We start from the raw sequence: 17010 nt of genomic DNA, 5'->3' as shown, positions 1-17010 counted from the left end.
CTCGGGTTTCAAGAGAAACCGGAGCGTCATGCATCGCAATACCCCTTTATATTAAAGGGATTTCATCACACAGAGCCGTTGCATGCTTGACGCGATCACTCCCGGCATGCCCCTTGGGATCATGTCGCTCCGTGTCTTCGCCGCCCTGCCCCTGTCTGAAACCGTCGCCGATCAGGCTTGCGATGAGATGACCGGCGTGCCGGACGCCAACTGGCGGCCGCGCGAGAACCTGCACATCACCTTGTGCTTTTACGGCGAGCTCGACGAGCCCGTGATCGAAGAGCTCGATTCCGCCCTGGGCCAGGTGCGCGTGGCGCCCTTTGAGTTGCGGCTGGAAGGCGCGGGGCGGTTTGGCGGCGGCGATCCCAGCGCAATCTGGCTCGGAGTGGAACGCCACCCCGCCTTGATGGATCTGGCGCGGCAGTGCCGGAAGGCCGCGCGACAGGCCGGCGTTGAGATCGAGAAGCGCGCCTATCTGCCCCATCTGACGCTGGCCTATCTGAACCGGGATGTGGATATGGGGCGGGTCCAGCGCTTTGAACAAAGGCTGGGCCTGTTCAAGTCCGACCCGTTCACGGTGGACCGCTTCCATCTGTATTCCAGCTGGGCGCGCAAATCCCACACCCCCAATCTGTACCGGATCGAGACGGAATATCCGCTGCTCGGCTGAGCCGGCCTCATATCCCTCTACCAAGTGATTTGGCCGCCGGAATTGACAAATCCGGCCCGATGCAGAATATGAATATGAATTCGTATTCTTATTGGAGCTTCGATCCATGTCTGCCGCTTCTTCGAACCTCTCGATCGCCGAGCGTTTTGTGCTCGCAGTGGCCTCCGAACCCGCGCTCTTTGCGGGCATGACGGCCATCGTGATCGCTTTCATCTATGCCGAATGCAGCACAAGGGCGGCGCGCAAACGCGCCTCCGAGACGGCAGAGCGCAACACGCTGAAGACCATGACTGAAACCATCATCATGCTCTGGCTGTTGGGCGGCATCTGTCTGGCCTGCTGGTTGGGGTCCGGGCGCGATCTTGACGCATTGGGCCTCACCCTGCCCGAGCTGACCGGTGACGGCGCCTGGCGCGGCTGGGCCGGCTGGGCGGTCGCCACCGTCTTTGTCCTGTTTTTGCTGAGCCAGCTTCTGCCGCTGCGCACATCTGAGGGTCGGGCCGAAATGGCCAAGGCGCTGGACGGCATGGAAGGCGTCGACATGATCCAGCCGCGCACGGCCATCGAACACCGGCGCTTTCAGCTGATGGCGATCAGCGCCGGCTGGAACGAGGAGATCATTTTCCGGGGCTTCCTGCTGGGCGCGCTGGTACTGGTCATGCCGCTCTGGGCCGCGGCACTCGTCTCCATGATCATCTTTATCGGTTTCCACACCTATCAGGGCGTGTCGGGCATGATCCGCATCATTCCCATCACCATCGGCCTGACGGTGCTGGTCGTGCTGTCCAGGTCGCTCTGGCCCGCCATCATCGTGCATATCGCGGCGGATATGGTGGGCGGGCTCTATCTCTATCTGAGCCGGAAACCCGCCGCCACGCTTACGCCCGCGGCGCCGTAAGATAGCCCCAGGCGAAATCGGCCAGCTCCTCCGCCAGCGCCTCAAGGCTCAGCCCTCGGGGCGCGGGCGGCCCCAGATCGGGATACAGACCCGCCTCGATCAGCGCCGTATTGAGAAAATAGGCGAGGGTTTCCACCGCCCGCTCCCGGTCTCGCTGGGTGATGTCGGCGTCGAAATGATCATACAGGGCGGCCAGCGATTGCCGGGCCGTCTCTGTAATCTCTTCCCAGCCTTCGCCGATCAGATCCGGCCGGATGCGCGCATACAGATGCACCGCCCGCATCAGATGGGCTTCGCGCGCAATGAACCGCGCGCCCACCCGCAAGGACCGCCGCAAGACGCCGCGCAGGCTCTCATCGGCATCGGTTTCCGCCTCGGCCGTCTGGTCCGCCGCATGGTCATCGAGCCGCGCCTTGTACAGCTCGAACAGGACAGGGATGAAGGCGTCCTTGTTTTCAAACCGGTTATAGACGGCTCCCACAGACACCCCGGCCTCCTGAGCGATCTCGGCGACGGAAATCTGCTCGAAGGCTTTCTGGCGCAGCAGGCGTTCCAGCGCCGCGACCAGCTTGTCGCGCGTTTGCTGGGACCGGGTCTGCAGAGCGGGTTTGGCGCCTTTCATGGGAACGGTTGAACTCCGATCAGATCGCAATGGCAAGTCAGTCAAGGAGCCGGGCGGCGCCGTCGCGGACTTCCACCCGCTGCGCGCCTGCGCCAAAGGCGTCAAACAGAACCGGCTCGACGCCCGTCATGAAAGCCTGCACCGACAGGTCCAGAACCGTCTGCGCCAGGCCTTCGCGACGGGCTGCATCCAGATGCGCACACGCCTCGTCAAAGATCAGTACGGGCCCGCGACCTGAAACGCGCCGGATGGCCGCGGCCTGGGCCAGCGCCAAACCCAGCACCATGGATTTCTGTTCGCCCGTCGAACAATCGGATGCGGGCTGGTCCTTGGTGCGGTGTCGCGCTTCAAGCTCGGTGCGATGCGGGCCAGTCAGCGCCCGCCCCGCCGCACTGTCACGCGGTCGCACGCGCAACAGCTCCTCGATGAACCAGTCTTCCGCCTCGCCCGCTTTCATCCCCTCTGCCAGCCGGGCTTCCACTGCGCCGTCCAGCGCCAGATCCGCCTTGGGGAACTGGCTTTCGGGTCTTGTGTCGATCTCGTCCTGCAAGCGCGCCAGGGCATCAAGGCGCGCCGCCGCCAGCGCCACGCCCGCCGCCGCCATTTCCGCTTCGAGCGCCTTGAGCCAGTCCGGATCGGCGCGACCACCCTCGGCCATGCGATCAAGCAGGCGCTGGCGCTCCTTCATGGATTTCTCATAGGCGCTGGCCGAGCTGGCGTGATCGGGCGCCGCGGCCAGCACCAGCCGGTCAAAGAAGCGCAAGCGGTCCGCCCGCGGCCCGGCCCAGAGACGGTCTTCACGCGGGGTCAGCCAAAGCATGGGGATCAGGCGCGCCAGCTCGGTCTGGGTCGCGGCGGCGCCATCCAGTTTCGTTCGGCGGCGTGTGGGGTTCTGGGGGTCAGCGCCGGTGGCGAGGCTGACCGGGCCTTCAGGCGTGATCGCCTCGGCATAGACCGCCCAGAGCGGATCAACGCCGTCTTCGGTGCGGCGACGCACGGCGTCCGCTCCGGCGGCGCGCAGGCCGCGCCCCGGACCCAGAAAGGAGACCGCTTCCACCAGATTGGTCTTGCCCGCCCCGTTCTCGCCAAACAGGGCGACCGGACGCGCATCCAGCGCGAGGTCGAGACGGGCATAATTGCGAAAACCGGTGAGCTTGAGCCGGGAAACGGCGGGCCCACCGGTATCAGGGCCGCCGCTGGTCACACCCGCAGCGGCATCAGCACATATTCCGCATCCTGGTCGCCGGAATCGGTGACGCGGGTGGGCGAACCGGAATCGGCCAGTTCGAAGATCGCTTCATCGCCTTCGATCTGGCTGGCCACATCCAGCAGATAGCGGGCGTTGAAACCGATGGTCATCTCGTCCGCGCTGTAATCGGCGACCAGCTCCTCGCTGGCGGCGCCGCTTTCGGGATTGTTCACGGTGAGGGTGACCTGGCCCGGCGCGAGCGACAGCTTCACAGAGCGTGATTTTTCCTGGCTGATGGTGGCGACCCGGTCCACGGCCTGGGCGAAGGGCGCGCGATCGATACGCATCACCTTGTCATTGCCGCGCGGGATCACCCGCTCATAGTCGGGGAAGGTGCCGTCGATCAGTTTCGAGGTCAGCACCGCCGCGCCCAGCTGGAAGCGGATCTTGCCTTCGGACACGGACACATCCACGTCGCCGTCCAGATCTTCGAGCAAACGACGCAATTCCTGGATCGGCTTGCGGGGCACGATCACCGCCGGCATGCCCATGGCGCCGTCGGGCAGATCGGTTTCCGCCAGCGCCAGACGGTGTCCGTCGGTGGCCACCGCGCGCAGGGTCTTGCGCCCGTCGCGCTCTGCGGCGTGCAGATGGATGCCGTTGAGATAATAGCGCGTCTCTTCGGTGGAGATGGCGAACTTGGTCTTGTCGATCAGCCGCGCGATCTCGCTGGCGGGCGCGGTGAAGCTGACCGCCAGATCCTCTGTGGGCATGACCGGAAAATCACCCGGCGGCAAGATCGGCAGGTTGAAGCGCGAGCGGCCCGCCGACAGCAGGATGCGCGGATCGTCACCGCCCAGCTCCAGCGTCACCTGGCTGCCTTCGGGCAGCTTGCGGGCGATTTCATAAAGGGTGTGCGCAGGCGCGGTGATCAGACCATCGCGCTCCACCTGGGCTTCCGCCTCCTCCACGATCTCCATGTCGAGATCGGTCGCGGTGAAGCGGGCGAAGCCGTCCGACGCGTTGATCAGGACATTGGACAGGATCGGAATGGTGTTGCGGCGCTCCACGACGGCCTGAACGTGGCCCAGCGCCTTGAGCAGGATCGCGCGCTCTATCGTGAGCTTCATGTGTCGCCTCAAACAGAGAATTCAGAACAGGGGGCGAGAATCGCCTGATTTGGGTCAAGCACCATAGCCTAAAAAAAACGACCGCAAGAAGGGGGTCTTGCGGTCGTTTTTCAATGAAACTGCTTAACCCCGCAAGCGGCGGCGCAGCGCCTCGACATCTTCGGCCAGAACCGCGTCGGAGGTGAGGCTCTCGCTGATCTTGTTCACCGCGTGAATGACCGTGGAGTGATCGCGTCCGCCAAAGCGGCGCCCGATATCGGGCAGGGACCGGGTGGTCATGCTCTTGGCCAGGTACATGGCGATGTGCCGGGGACGGACCACCGCCTTGGTGCGGCGCTTGGAGATCAGGTCGTCCACCGTGATGGAGAAGTAGGACGCCACGGTCTTCTGGATGTCGTCGACCGTGATCCGGCGCTCGGCCTTCACCGGCAGCTCGCCCAGCGCCTCCTCCACCGTCTCCATGGTGACGGGACGGTTCATATAGGCGGTGCGCACGATGATGTTGTTGAGCACGCCTTCCAATTCGCGCGCCGAGCTGGTCACACGCGCCGCCAGGAAATCGCGCACGGTCTCGGGCACTTCCAGATCCGGGCAATGATTGCGCGCCTGGGCGATCTTGCAATCGAGGATCTTGCGGCGCAGGTCGAGATCCGGCCCCTGGAGCGGGCAGTTGAAGCCGCCGGCCAGGATGTTGCGCAGACGATCATCGGACACGCTGAGCTGGGACGGGGCGCAATGGGAGGCGAGCACGACCTGCTTCTCCGCGCTGATCAGGGCGGTGACGGTCTGCAGGAATTCATCCTCGGTCCGCGGCTTGCCGCAGATGAAGTGCACGTCATCGATCAGCAGCATGTCGCAATCGCGCACCAGATCCTTGAAGGGCTGGACATCGCGGGCGCGCAGGGCGGACTGGAAGCCGTTGAGGAATTCTTCCGCGGTCAGATACAGCACCTTCTTGCGCTTGCCGCTGAGCGTGGAGGAGTGGGCAATGGCGGCCAGAAGGTGGGATTTGCCCACCCCGTAATCGCCATGAAAGAAGACCGGGTTGAAAGGCGGGGCGTCAGCGCTGGCCACGGCGCGCGCGGCGGTTGCCGCCATCATGTTGGCCGAGCCCACCATGAAGGTGTCAAACGTGAAACGGGCTTCGCGCTTGGCTTCGGGCTCGGCGCTCTCCACCGGCGGCAGGGCCGCGGTTTCAGACACGCCGCCCGCATTGAGCGCTGCCACGCTCGTGGACTGGGACTTGGCGCTGGAAAGAGTCTTCTCGGTGCAGATGACGATGTCACAGGCCTGCTCGGCGACATTCGCCCACAGGGCGCGCAGGCGAACGCCCACATTGTCCTCGACCCAGGCGCGCCCGAACTCGTTCGGACAGATCACGCACACGCGACCTGCAGAATCCGGCTCCACGCGAAGCCGCGCGATCTCGGCGGCATAGACCAGATCTCCGCATTCCTCACGCAAGCGGGCGCGGACAGCGCGCCAGACGGCGACGATCGAGCTGGAATCCGTCATATCCATCCCGCTACGCCGCGCCGTCGCATCTTGAGAATACCCCATGAGCCCCAACCTTTATTCCACTCTGCGCGCCCCGGTATGACCGAAGTCGCGGCTTGATTTTGAACGTAGTTCTCCCGCACCGAGCACGCATATTTTCGCGCTCGGCGGACTAGCTTCGGTCCGTGTGGGGACAACTCCGTCGAGGTCGTCAGGTTACCGCCGCGCGCGTGCGAATCAACATGATTAACCCACGCAATTTTCGGATTCCGCGCTTGACAGGTTGATTCCTAAAGCAGGTCGGGCGTTTGCGTTCTGAAAAAAATTTTCGCTGTTTTCAGGGCTTGCCTTGGCGCGTTTTGGTGATCTAGCGCCAGCCGCCGATCCCGCCCGAATTAACTTATTACTGCGTTGATTTATATGGACTTTGGTATGTGGGTCATTTTGATGCGGAACAAAAAAGAACGCCCGCACAGCTTTGTGCGGGCGTTCTTTTTTAGTCCGGGTATGGACCAGCTTTTAAGAAGCCGTCATCGACTTCACGCGGGCCGAAAGGCGGGACACCTTGCGAGCGCCGGCGTTCTTGTGGATGACGCCTTTGCTGACCGCTTTCATCAGCTCGGACTCCGCGGTGCGCAGTGCGGCGCGAGCCTGCTCCTGGTCGCCGGTCGCGATGGCCGCGTCGAGTTTCTTGACGTAGGTGCGCATGCGCGTGCGGCGGGCTTTGTTCAGGGCCGTGCGGCGCTCAATCTTGCGCGCCATTTTCTTGGCGGATGACGTGTTCGCCATGAGGTCTCCAGATCCGTATGATCAAGGGCGCCAGGCCAAAGCCGGCCGCCGGGTAAAACTATGAGGCGCGGCGTATACCGGTCCGCGCAGGTGCGGTCAACCGGTATACGCCAAGATTCATCACCGATGCTTGAAATGCGCAGCGCGTTTGTCAGCAAACGCGGCCATGCCTTCGGTCTGGTCTTCGGTGGCGAACTGGGACTGGAAGACGCGGCGTTCGAAACGCACGCCCTCGGCCAGGCCCATCTCAAAGGCCATGTTGACCGCTTCCTTGGTCATCATGGCGATAGGCAGGGATTTGGACGCGATCGTGGTCGCCGCTTCCATGGCCACGTCCAGCAGCTCTTCCGCCGGCACGATGCGGCTCACCAGACCCGCACGCTCGGCCTCTTCGGCCGGCATCATCCGCCCGGTCAGGCACATGTCCATGGCCTTGGCCTTGCCCACGGCGCGCGGCAGACGCTGGGTGCCGCCCGCGCCCGGCATGACGCCGAGATTGATTTCAGGCTGGCCGAACTTGGCGGTCTCCGACGCAATGATGAAATCGCACATCATGGCGATCTCGCAGCCGCCGCCCAGCGCATAGCCGGACACCGCCGCAATGATCGGCTTGCGGAAACGCGCCACGCTTTCCCAGGTCTCCGCAAAGGGATCGTGCTTGTACAGGGACACGAAGTCCTTTTCCTGGAGCTCCTTGATGTCGGCGCCCGCAGCGAACGCCTTGGCGGAGCCGGTCAGGATCACGCAGCCGATCTCTTCATCACGCTCGAACGCGGACAGGGCGTCCTTGAGCTCGGTGGTGAGCTCGTCGCACAGCGCGTTCAGGGCGGACGGACGGTCCAGGGTGATGACGCCCACCCGGCCTTCGGTTTTCACTTGGATCGTATTGTAGGCCATGCGGCCCTCCGATGCAGTTACGCGCCCTTGAGCGCGGGATAGACGGCAAAACGGGCGCTCTCTTAGCGGAAGCGAAGGCGCGGGTCACCCCCGCGCCTTCAGCCCGTCTACTGAACCCGCCAGACACCATATCCCAGATTGCGCAGCACTTCCGCGAGTCCGTCCTCGCCGGGCAGGTGCCCCACGCCGACCGCGATAAGAACATCCTCATCGCCCATCATGATCTGGTCGATCTGCTCGCCCCAGTCATAATTCCGGTTCACGATGAGGGCCTGATACATCTCCGGCGAGTCCGATTTCATCCGGTCATTGATAAGATGGTCAATCATGTCGATGTCGCCGACTTCCCAGGCCATCGCCAGGTCATCAAGCAGGTGCGGCTCTTCAACCGATTGCTCCAGGGCGCTTTCCAGGTCGCGCAATTGCACATCCCGGGGCAGACCGGACAGGAAGCCCAGCTGCTGCTCGGCCGTCTCGAAATACCGCACATCGTCGGTCACCGGTTCGATCATCGGCCGCAGCGCGGCTTCAACGCCATATTGCGGATCATAGCCCTGGGCCATGGCCATGGTGGACGCCAGGGACACACTCGCCAGCCAGGGCTGGAGCGGATCCATGGACGACATCATCGCCGTTTCAGGCACGCCCATCCGCCCAGCGAGGGTCGCCATGTCAGCCTTGGCGTCGTCGCTGAGCATGGATGACAAGGTGACGCCCTGCGGATTCATGCCGAGCTGCGGCACCAGAGCCTGCATCTGAGCCTGTGCTTCAGCGCTGTGGACGTCCGCTTCAAACCAGACCTGGTCGGCTCCGGACAGGATCTCATCGAAAAATTCGGTGCGCCATTCGGTTTCAGGCTTGAGCAGGTGAATGGTGCCCAAGATGTAGGCGATATTGTCCTCATCCTCGAGCATCCAGATGGCCGGACCGATTTCGGCCTCTTCCACGTCCATGGTTTGGGCCATCGCCGGGGCGGCGAGTACAGTCAGTCCTAAACAGGCTGCAAGCATGCGTTTGAGCATCAGTTCCTCATCCCTCAAAAGATTTGGCCGCAAGGGTTAAACGCCCCACCTCGCGGTTCAACCCAAACCGGAAGAGTTACCAAAAGTTCATGTTGAGATCAGCTTCGCCTAGCGCTGGCAAGATGGACAGAAAAAGCTCGACCGCCCCGATTGCACGATCCGCTCGACCCTTGCGTCTTCACAGCGATGACAGGGCTCCCCCTCACGGCCGTACACATCGAACCTGTGCTGGAAATAGCCCATCGCCCCATCCGCGCCCGCGTAATCACGCAAGGTGGAGCCGCCCGCCTCGATCGCCTCGGCGATCACCGCCCGGACCGCCGGCGCCAGGCGAGACGCCCTGACCCCGGGTATGGACTGGCACAAACGCCGCGGACTGATCCGCGCCCGCCAGAGCGCTTCACACACATAGATATTGCCCAGACCGGCGACGACATGCTGATCGAGCAAGCCCGACTTGACCGGGCTGCGGCGGCCCTTGAACGCCGTGTTCAGGCGCGCTTCGGAAAACCCGTTCGACAGCGGTTCGGGGCCCAGATCCTTGAGATACGCCTGCTCATCCTCGGCGTCTGTCGCATAGAGCGTCATGAAGCCGAAGCGGCGCGGATCGTTATAGGTGACCGTCACCCCGCCCTCCATCTCGAACACGACATGGTCATGGGCCGGATTGGCGGGCGCGGCATAGACAAAATCGCCCGGCTGGCGGCTGATATCCTCGGCCGTGACCGAAAACCGGCCCGACATCCCCAGATGCATCAGCAAGGTCTCGCCCGAGCCCAGCCGCACCAGGAGATATTTCGACCGCCGGTCGATCCGCTCCACACGGGTTCCGGTCAGCCGGGCCGCGAACCGTTCGGGGAAGGCGAACCGCAGATCCGGCCGGTGCGCCTCGGCGCTCAGGATGCGGCGTCCCTCCATGGCGGGCGCCAGTCCGCGCCTGACCGTCTCGACTTCTGGCAATTCGGGCATCTAGACTATCCTGGAACTGAGGTCCTTGGGGGGAGGAGATAGGCCATGAGCGACAGGCGCGCGAGCCTTGTCGATGCGCATGACGCGCGCCAGTGCGTGACAGCCGCCCTCAGGGCGCTGACCGAACGGCGTGCGGACGCGGATGCGCCCCTTGATTATGCCCGACGGGTCCGCAATCCCTGGACCCGCGATCTGGCGATCGAGCTGGCGCTTGAAATCGATCACACCCTCACCGCCAACCCGGCGGACGCCGGACACCGTCACGAAGTCTCCGCCCTGATGGGGCCGCTGACACGCGCCCTTCCGGAAATGCAGGTCCGTCTGGCCGAGGGCGGCCCGTATCCGGTGAACTGGAGGATCTATGCCGAGGACGACAGCGCCATGCTCGATCAGCCGGCGGTGATCTGCACCCAATGGCGCGGCCTGTGGCCCCATCTCAGCCGGGCCTGTGATGACCTGTCCCAGGCCGGCGCGGGCCTCAAAGTGCTGGCCACCCAGGCGGATCCGACGCGCGAAGTGGACGGCCTGTCCCTGGCCACCGCCTGCGCCTACCGGCTGAGCGCCTATGCGCCGAAGGGCGATCCCATGCTGCTTGCGTTTTATGGCGGGGCGGGGGGATGGCGTGAGACGGCCGGCTTCACGCTTTATGGCTATGTCGCCGGAGAGCGAGCGCTCACATCGCTCGATGTCGAATGAGGCGTTTCGGCGCGGCATCGAACGCTGGCGCTCCCGGCGTTCGCGCACTAGCTTGGCTCCCATGACCCAGACCTCTGATCACGACACCGTCTCCTTTGGCTTCAAGGATGTGGCCCGCGGCGAAAAGCAGGGCCTTGTTCGCAACGTATTTGACCGCTCGGCGCGCAAATACGACCTGATGAACGATCTGATGAGCCTGGGGGTGCACCGGGTCTGGAAGGACATCACCGTCACCAAGGCCGGACCGCGCCCGGGCGCGCGCCTGATCGACGTGGCCGGCGGCACCGGCGACATCGCCCGCGCCTGGCTCGATCGCGCTGACGCCATGACCCAGCGCCGCGGTACGGACCAGTACGCCGAGGCCGTGGTCGCCGACATCAATGAGCAGATGCTGCTTGCGGGCCTCAAGCGCGGCGAACGCGACCGGCTGGACTGGTGCACGGCCAATGCGGAATGCATGCCGTTTGACGATGGTGTGGCGGATGCGATCACCATCGGCTTCGGCATCCGCAATGTCACCGACCGGATCAAGGCGCTCACAGATATGCGCCGCGTGCTCAAGCCCGGCGGGCGCTTTGTCTGCCTGGAGTTTTCCCGCCCCACCACACGTCCGCTTGAAAAGCTGTATGACGCCTGGTCGTTCAACGCGATCCCCAAGATCGGCGAATGGGTGGCGAAGGATCGCGACAGCTATCAGTACCTTGTGGAATCCATCCGCAAATTCCCGCATCAGGACGCCTTCGCCAGCGAGCTGGAAGAGGCCGGGTTCAAGCGCGTCAGCGTGACCAACCTGTCAGGCGGCATCGCCGCCATCCATATGGGCTGGAAGCTCTAGCCGGCTTTTTGCAAACTTTTTCAGCCGGGCTGTCGAAACGGGCCCGGCTCGACCGTCCTTGGATCATCCCTGCCATCGGGGCAGGGCTGGAACAGGGAGGGGATGATGCAGTTTGCACTCCTCATTTACGAAAGCGCGTGTGACTTTGCGCGCAGGCGGGGGCCCGAAGCCGCCGCCTACTGGTCAAGCTGGGCCGCCTATTCAGGCGCACTGGACGACCAGGTCTGCCTGGGCGCCTGCCTTCAGACGCCTGACACCGGCGTCGTGTTTCGACGCAACGGCGCGATGCGCCGGATCTCGGACGGGCCGTATTCGGACTCGCCTGAACAGCTGGGCGGCGTCATCATGCTCGACATGGACAGTGTCGAGGATGCGCTGAGCTGGGCCGAGCGCTGCCCGGCGGCCCGCAATGGCGCCGTGGAAGTGCGCCCCCTTCAATTCATCAGCAACAGCGTGGAGACCGTCATATGAAATACACCCTTCTGATTTATGGCGCGGAAAGCCAGTGGACCGCCCTGAGCGAAGCCGAGCAAATGGCCATGTTCGAAAAGCACGGCGCCTATTCCGAGGCGCTGGACAAGGCCGGGGTGATGGTCGCCGGCGAACCGCTGGACGTGGCCGCAACCGCCAGGCGGGTCACTGATGCCGGCGTGCAGGACGGCCCCTATGCCGACACCAAGGAACAGCTGGGCGGCTTTTACGTGATCGAGGCCGACAGTCTGGATGCCGCGCTCGACTGGGCGAAGCAGTGCCCGCGCCTGCCGGGCGACCAGATCGAGGTCCGGCCCGTGCCTGATTATGGCGACGTCTGAACTCAATAAGAGTGATGCGAACGCGCGCGCGATGGCCGAGGCTGTCGCGCGCCGCTCCTATGGACGACTGGTTGCGAGTCTCGCCCGGCGTTGGGGGGATCTGACACGCGCCGAGGACGCCCTTGCCGACGCCTTTGAGCGCGCGCTGAAGGCCTGGACCGAAACAGGCCTGCCAAAACGGCCCGAGGCCTGGCTGCTCAAATCCGCGCACAACCGTCTGGTTGACGCCGCTCGGCATTCAGGCCGCGCGGCGCAGGCAGCGCCCGACCTGATCCGGCGCGCCGAAGAACTGGCGCATATCGAGGACCCGGACGCCCTGCCTGATGACCGGCTGGGGTTGATGCTCGCCTGCGCCCATCCCGATCTCGACCCGGCGCTGCATACGCCGCTCATGTTGCAGGCCGTGCTGGGGCTGGATGCGGCGCGGATCGGCTCGGCCTTCCTGGTCAGCCCGGCGGCCATGGGCCAACGCCTGTCCCGCGGCAAAGCCCGGCTGAGAGAGCGTCGCGCCCGGTTCGAGCGACCTGGCAAGGCTGAACTGAACGAACGCATCTCGCCAGTCCTTGATGCGATCTATGCCGCCTATGGCACGGGATGGGACGAGATCAGCGCCGGCGAGAGCCGGGTGCGCGGATTGGCGAGCGAGGCGTTCTATCTGAGCCGCATCCTGACGGAACTGGCGCCCGACATCGCCGAAGTCTGGGCCCTGTATGCCCTGATCGCCCATTGCGAGGCGCGCACACCGGCGCGACGCGATGAGCAGGGCCGGTTCATTCCGCTGTCTGAACAGGACCCCCGGCTCTGGTGCGAGGCGACCCTCAATCAGGCGGAAGCCGCCTTGCGCCGCGCGCTCAGACTCGCCCCGCCCGCCCGCTATGCGCTGGAAGCGTCGATCCAGTCCGTCCACGCCGAACGCCGCATGACCGGCGACACGAACTGGCTGGCCGCTGCAGCGCTCTATGACGCTCTGGTGCGGCAGGCGCCCGGGCTGGGCGCCTTGATCGCCCGCGCCTGCGCCCATGGCGAAGCCTTCGGCGCGGAACGGGCGCTTGAAAGCTTGGCGGAACTCAAGGACCAGGCGGAGACCTATCAACCGTACTGGGCGGCGTTGGCGCACTGGCTGGCCCAGGCCGAACACAAGACAGGCGCCGCGCACGCTTTTGACCGGGCGATCGCCCTGAGTTCAGACCCGGCCGTGCGCGCCTATCTGGAAAAGGCCAGGGCGGCCTCACTCCTCTAGAAGGCGCTCCTGAACCGCGTTCGGTCGACCTGCAATCGCATCTGACACTCCGTCCAGAAACGGGGCCATGACAAGAGGCCCCAATACAAAGACGCCGAAAAGTAGGGCTATCCAGAGGCTTGGCGACAAGCCAAGCCAGGCTCCTGGTTGGGAGTCTTGTTCCTCGATCATGAACCGACTTTCCTGATCACAAGGCGACATTCTACCCATGGATGCGATTTTCCCCTGAAACACTAGGTCCGCCTTCACCCTGAAACAAGCGCGTCCGGAATGATCGCTCATGTGTCGGCGGATCACCATGACGCAGCCCGCAAGGCGCCGCGCCCCCTCGCCAAATGCGTGCGCGCGCCCTAAACCTCTCAGCCGTGTTTGGAACGATCTCAAATTTCCTTCGCCTGACGCGCGCCGCCTGGACGCTGGCCCGTCATGACGCGATCTTCCCCGAAGAGTACCAGTCGGCCTTTCCGGCGCCGGCGCGGGTGCTGGGCAAGCTCGCCCGTCTGATCGCCATTCGTGACCGCGCGAAAAATCCCGGCGAACGCCTGGCCCATGCGCTGGAAAAGCTGGGCCCGTCCTATGTGAAATTCGGTCAGGTGCTGGCCACGCGCGCGGATGTCATCGGCGCCGAGTTCGCCCGCGGCCTGTCCCGGCTCCAGGACAAGATGGAGCCCTTCGGCATGGAGAAGGCGCGCGCCACGCTGGAGGCCGAATTCGGCCAGCCCGTGGACGCGTTGTTCTCGGAATTCGGCGAACCGGTCGCCGCCGCCTCCATCGCGCAGGTTCACAGGGCGAAAACGCTCGATGGTCGCGATGTGGCGGTGAAAATCCTGCGCCCGGACGTGGCCGAGCGGATCAAGCGCGACATCGCCGCCATGAGGCTGGGTTCAAGACTGGCCGAAGGCCTGTTCCCGGCGTCCAAGCGCATGGAGCCGCGCGCCTTTGTGGAGACAGTGGCGCGTTCCCTGGTGCTGGAGCTGGACCTGCGACTGGAGGCCGCCTCAGCCAATGAGCTGAGCGAAGCCGCCGTCGCCGCACAGAACTTCTTCATCCCAGACGTCATCTGGCCGCTCACCGCCAAGAAGGTCCTGACCACCGAATGGATCGACGCCATTCCCCTGACCGATCTGGACGCCGTAAGGGCAGCGGGCGTGGATACCGTCAAGCTGGCGGGCGATCTGACCGACGCCTTCCTGTCGACCGCGCTGGAACAGGGCGTGTTTCACGCCGACCTGCATGCGGGCAATCTGTTCGTGACCGAGCAGGGCCTCCTCTGGGCGGTGGATTTCGGCATTATCGGACGACTGGGCCGGGGCGAGCGCCGCTATCTGGCGCGCATCCTTCATGGCTTCCTGACCCGTGATTATGATGGCGCGGCGCAGGCCCATTTCGACGCCGGCTATGTGCCCGAACATCATTCCCGCGCCGATTTCGCCAGCGCCCTGCGCGCCGTCGCCGAGCCGATCTTCGGCAAGAGCGCCGGCGAGACGCCCATGAGCCGTGTGCTGATGCAATTGTTCGAGATCACCGATCTTTATGACATGCACCTTCAGCCCCAGCTGGTCCTCTTGCAGAAGACCATGGTGCAGGCCGAGGGCGTGTGCCGGCTTCTGACCGATGATCACAATATGTGGCAGGCCTCCGGCCCCGCCGTGGAGCGCTTCATGCGCCGCGAGCTGGGCCCGCAAGGCCGGATCGAGGACCTGACCGAAGCGTTTGACCGCGCCAAATCCGCCATCAAGCGCCTGCCCGATACGCTGGATGAACTGACCGAGACGGCGCGGGTGCTGCGTGAACGCGACACCCGTCCGCCATCGGACCGGCGCTGGCTGATCGCCGGGCTGGGCGTGATCGCCGGCGCCGCCAGTGCGATTGCGGTCCTGCTGGCGGTGATGTGATCCGTCCTCAGGTGACGCGGCGCGCCGTTCGCGCTAAGCCTGAGTTGAAACACCCGCGGGGCATGTCATGGCGGATAAACGCATTCTTCTGATCATTGGCGGCGGCATCGCGGCCTATAAATCGCTTGAACTCATCCGGGAGCTGGCGCGGCGATCCATCAGGACGCGCGCCATCCTGACCGAGGCCGGCCAGCAGTTCGTCACGCCCATGAGCGTGGGCGCGCTGACCGCCGACAAGGTCTATTCCGATCTGTTCTCGCTGACCGACGAAGCCGAGATGGGCCATATCGAGCTGTCGCGCTCGGCCGATCTGGTGGTGGTCTGCCCCGCCACCGCCAATCTGATGGCCAAGGCGGCCAACGGGCTGGCGGATGATCTCGCCACCACCACGCTTCTGGCCACCGACAAGGCTGTGCTGATGGCCCCGGCGATGAATGTGCGCATGTGGACTCATGCCGCCACCCAGGCCAATCTGAAGACCCTGCGCAGTCATGGCGTCACCGTCATGGACCCCGATGAGGGCGAAATGGCCTGCGGCGAGTTCGGTCCGGGCCGCCTGCCCGAACCCGCGCGCATCGCCGACGCCATCGAGACCGCGCTGAAATCATGAAGGCCATAGTCACCGCCGGCCCGACGCTGGAGCCGATCGATCCGGTTCGTTTTCTCTCCAATCGCTCCTCGGGCCAGCAAGGCTACGCCATCGCCGAAGCGTTGCGCGACCTTGGATTCGAGGTAGTCCTGATCTCGGGCCCTGTTGCGCTGAACGACCCCAAAGGCCTTCAGACCGTGCGTATCGAGACGGCGCGCGAGATGTTGGCGAGCGTTAACGCGCACCTGCCGGCAGACGTTTTTGTCTCCGTCGCCGCGGTCGCGGACTGGCGGCCAGCGGAAACGGCGGACAGGAAACTCAAGCTCGACAAGGGCGCAATGGCGAGCCTGCCGCTGGCCGAAAACCCTGATATCCTCAAAACCGTCTCCCACTACACTCCTAATCAGCGCCCGCGCCTGGTGGTGGGGTTTGCAGCGGAAACCCATGACGTGATCGATCACGCGCGGGCCAAACGCACGCGCAAGGGCTGTGACTGGATCGTCGCCAATGACGTGTCCGGCGATGTCATGGGCGGATCGGAAAACGCCGCCCTGCTGATCACCGATCAGGGCGAAGAACACTTCGCCCGCGCCGCCAAGACCGCGCTGGCCCGCACTCTGGCCGAGCGTATTTTCCAAGCCCTTTCATGAACTTCAGACTGCGTTTGATATGCAGCCTTTACGCTTGTTAGGCTGCCCGGGTTAAGCAAACTCAGGACCTGACATGAAAACCGTACTGACAGCCCTCGCGCTCGCCGGACTTGGCGCGACCGCCGCACAGGCGGACTGCTATTCCATCTACCCGGAAGGCTCCGGCCAGGAACCGGTTCCGATGGTCGGATATTCGGTCACCGAAGCCGCTGATCTTGACGGCCTGATGGACCCGCCGCCGCTGGCGGACGGCGCCAACGCCATCGCGTGTGAACGCGACAGCATCGTGCCGCGTCCGAATGATTTCGAGCTGGTGCGCTATCACGCCACCCCGCTTCTGATTTCCAAGGGCGAAGGCGAAAACACCCAGATGCTGATCCTGGGCTTCCAGCCGGCCATGGAGAACGAGAACGGCGAGATGACCGAGCCGACATATCGTGTCCAGATGGCCCAGGGCGGGCTGAATGACGAAGAACGCACCGGCATCATCGGCGCGCTTGAAGGATTCGCCGAAAGTGAGCAGGCGCTCGATGCGTACATGACGGCGCAAGCCGAACAAGACAGCTGACTTCATCTGTTTCAGACGCTAACCCTTCCCGTTCACTCAAGC

At 64.3% G+C, this 17010-nt stretch carries 17 protein-coding genes and 1 pseudogene; 10 read left to right on the top strand and 8 right to left on the bottom strand.

Annotation, left to right across the window (positions count from 1 at the left end):
- Positions 1-82: 82 nt before the first annotated feature.
- On the top strand, positions 83-670 hold the full coding sequence (gene thpR, locus RBA95_RS01850) for an RNA 2',3'-cyclic phosphodiesterase (RefSeq protein WP_306015088.1): 588 nt from the start codon (positions 83-85) through the stop codon (positions 668-670).
- Positions 671-776: 106 nt separating this feature from the next.
- Complete coding sequence (locus RBA95_RS01845; RefSeq protein ID WP_306015087.1) at positions 777-1568, top strand: CPBP family intramembrane glutamic endopeptidase; 792 nt, start codon at positions 777-779, stop codon at positions 1566-1568.
- Here RBA95_RS01845 and RBA95_RS01840 read toward each other — a convergent pair.
- The 8 genes from RBA95_RS01840 to mutM all read right to left on the bottom strand — a co-directional run bounded on the left by RBA95_RS01840 (position 1549) and on the right by mutM (position 9683).
- Positions 1549-2190 (bottom strand): TetR/AcrR family transcriptional regulator, encoded by a 642-nt coding sequence (locus tag RBA95_RS01840; RefSeq protein WP_306015086.1) that lies wholly within the window; start codon positions 2188-2190, stop codon positions 1549-1551. The two genes, RBA95_RS01845 and RBA95_RS01840, sit on opposite strands and share 20 nt — an antisense overlap.
- A gap of 37 nt (positions 2191-2227) precedes the next feature.
- On the bottom strand, positions 2228-3394 hold the full coding sequence (gene recF, locus RBA95_RS01835; RefSeq protein ID WP_306015085.1) for a DNA replication/repair protein RecF: 1167 nt from the start codon (positions 3392-3394) through the stop codon (positions 2228-2230).
- Positions 3391-4509, bottom strand: a complete 1119-nt coding sequence (dnaN, locus tag RBA95_RS01830) for a DNA polymerase III subunit beta (protein WP_306015084.1) — start codon at positions 4507-4509, stop codon at positions 3391-3393. The genes recF and dnaN overlap by 4 nt, the downstream gene beginning before the upstream one ends.
- Positions 4510-4632: 123 nt before the next feature.
- Positions 4633-6069 carry a chromosomal replication initiator protein DnaA gene (gene dnaA / locus RBA95_RS01825; protein WP_306015083.1) on the bottom strand — a complete coding sequence of 479 codons (1437 nt, stop codon included), beginning with the start codon at positions 6067-6069 and terminating at the stop codon, positions 4633-4635.
- Positions 6070-6525: 456 nt separating this feature from the next.
- Positions 6526-6795: a 30S ribosomal protein S20 gene (gene rpsT / locus RBA95_RS01820; RefSeq protein ID WP_306015082.1), complete on the bottom strand. Its 270-nt coding sequence runs from the start codon at positions 6793-6795 to the stop codon at positions 6526-6528.
- 120 nt (positions 6796-6915) lie between these two features.
- Positions 6916-7692: an enoyl-CoA hydratase gene (locus RBA95_RS01815; protein WP_306015081.1), complete on the bottom strand. Its 777-nt coding sequence runs from the start codon at positions 7690-7692 to the stop codon at positions 6916-6918.
- Between the two features lie 107 nt (positions 7693-7799).
- Entirely contained in the window at positions 7800-8714 is a 915-nt protein-coding gene (locus RBA95_RS01810; protein ID WP_306015080.1) for a TraB/GumN family protein, read from the bottom strand.
- A 108-nt stretch (positions 8715-8822) separates the two neighbouring features.
- Positions 8823-9683 (bottom strand): bifunctional DNA-formamidopyrimidine glycosylase/DNA-(apurinic or apyrimidinic site) lyase, encoded by an 861-nt coding sequence (gene mutM / locus RBA95_RS01805; RefSeq protein ID WP_306015079.1) that lies wholly within the window; start codon positions 9681-9683, stop codon positions 8823-8825.
- 45 nt (positions 9684-9728) lie between these two features.
- Here mutM and RBA95_RS01800 point away from each other — a divergent pair, with 45 nt between their 5' ends.
- The 8 genes and pseudogenes from RBA95_RS01800 to RBA95_RS01760 all read left to right on the top strand — a co-directional run bounded on the left by RBA95_RS01800 (position 9729) and on the right by RBA95_RS01760 (position 16968).
- A complete protein-coding gene (locus RBA95_RS01800; RefSeq protein WP_306015078.1) occupies positions 9729-10379 on the top strand; it encodes a hypothetical protein in 651 nt (216 codons plus the stop codon).
- A 61-nt stretch (positions 10380-10440) separates the two neighbouring features.
- On the top strand, positions 10441-11214 hold the full coding sequence (locus RBA95_RS01795) for a class I SAM-dependent methyltransferase (RefSeq protein WP_306015077.1): 774 nt from the start codon (positions 10441-10443) through the stop codon (positions 11212-11214).
- 105 nt (positions 11215-11319) lie between these two features.
- On the top strand, positions 11320-11685 hold the full coding sequence (locus RBA95_RS01790; RefSeq protein ID WP_306015076.1) for a YciI family protein: 366 nt from the start codon (positions 11320-11322) through the stop codon (positions 11683-11685).
- On the top strand, positions 11682-12026 hold the full coding sequence (locus RBA95_RS01785; RefSeq protein WP_306015075.1) for a YciI family protein: 345 nt from the start codon (positions 11682-11684) through the stop codon (positions 12024-12026). The genes RBA95_RS01790 and RBA95_RS01785 overlap by 4 nt, the downstream gene beginning before the upstream one ends.
- 31 nt (positions 12027-12057) lie before the next feature.
- Positions 12058-13266 (top strand): RNA polymerase sigma factor, encoded by a 1209-nt coding sequence (locus tag RBA95_RS01780; protein ID WP_306015074.1) that lies wholly within the window; start codon positions 12058-12060, stop codon positions 13264-13266.
- Between the two features lie 365 nt (positions 13267-13631).
- Positions 13632-15161, top strand: coding sequence for a 2-polyprenylphenol 6-hydroxylase (gene ubiB / locus RBA95_RS01775; protein ID WP_306015073.1), 1530 nt, complete (start codon positions 13632-13634; stop codon positions 15159-15161).
- Between the two features lie 67 nt (positions 15162-15228).
- Positions 15229-16400: pseudogene (coaBC, locus tag RBA95_RS14505) on the top strand (bifunctional phosphopantothenoylcysteine decarboxylase/phosphopantothenate--cysteine ligase CoaBC).
- A gap of 73 nt (positions 16401-16473) precedes the next feature.
- The gene (locus tag RBA95_RS01760; protein ID WP_306015070.1) at positions 16474-16968 is read left to right on the top strand and encodes a hypothetical protein; all 495 of its coding nucleotides are present in this window, start codon (positions 16474-16476) and stop codon (positions 16966-16968) included.
- The last annotated feature ends 42 nt before the right edge of the window (positions 16969-17010 follow it).

Source organism: Oceanicaulis sp. MMSF_3324 (assembly GCF_030733545.1).
In the GTDB taxonomy this organism is placed as follows: Bacteria; Pseudomonadota; Alphaproteobacteria; order Caulobacterales; family Maricaulaceae; genus Oceanicaulis.
Note: the sequence above shows the minus strand (reverse complement) of the source record. Positions and strands in the feature narration are given on the sequence as shown.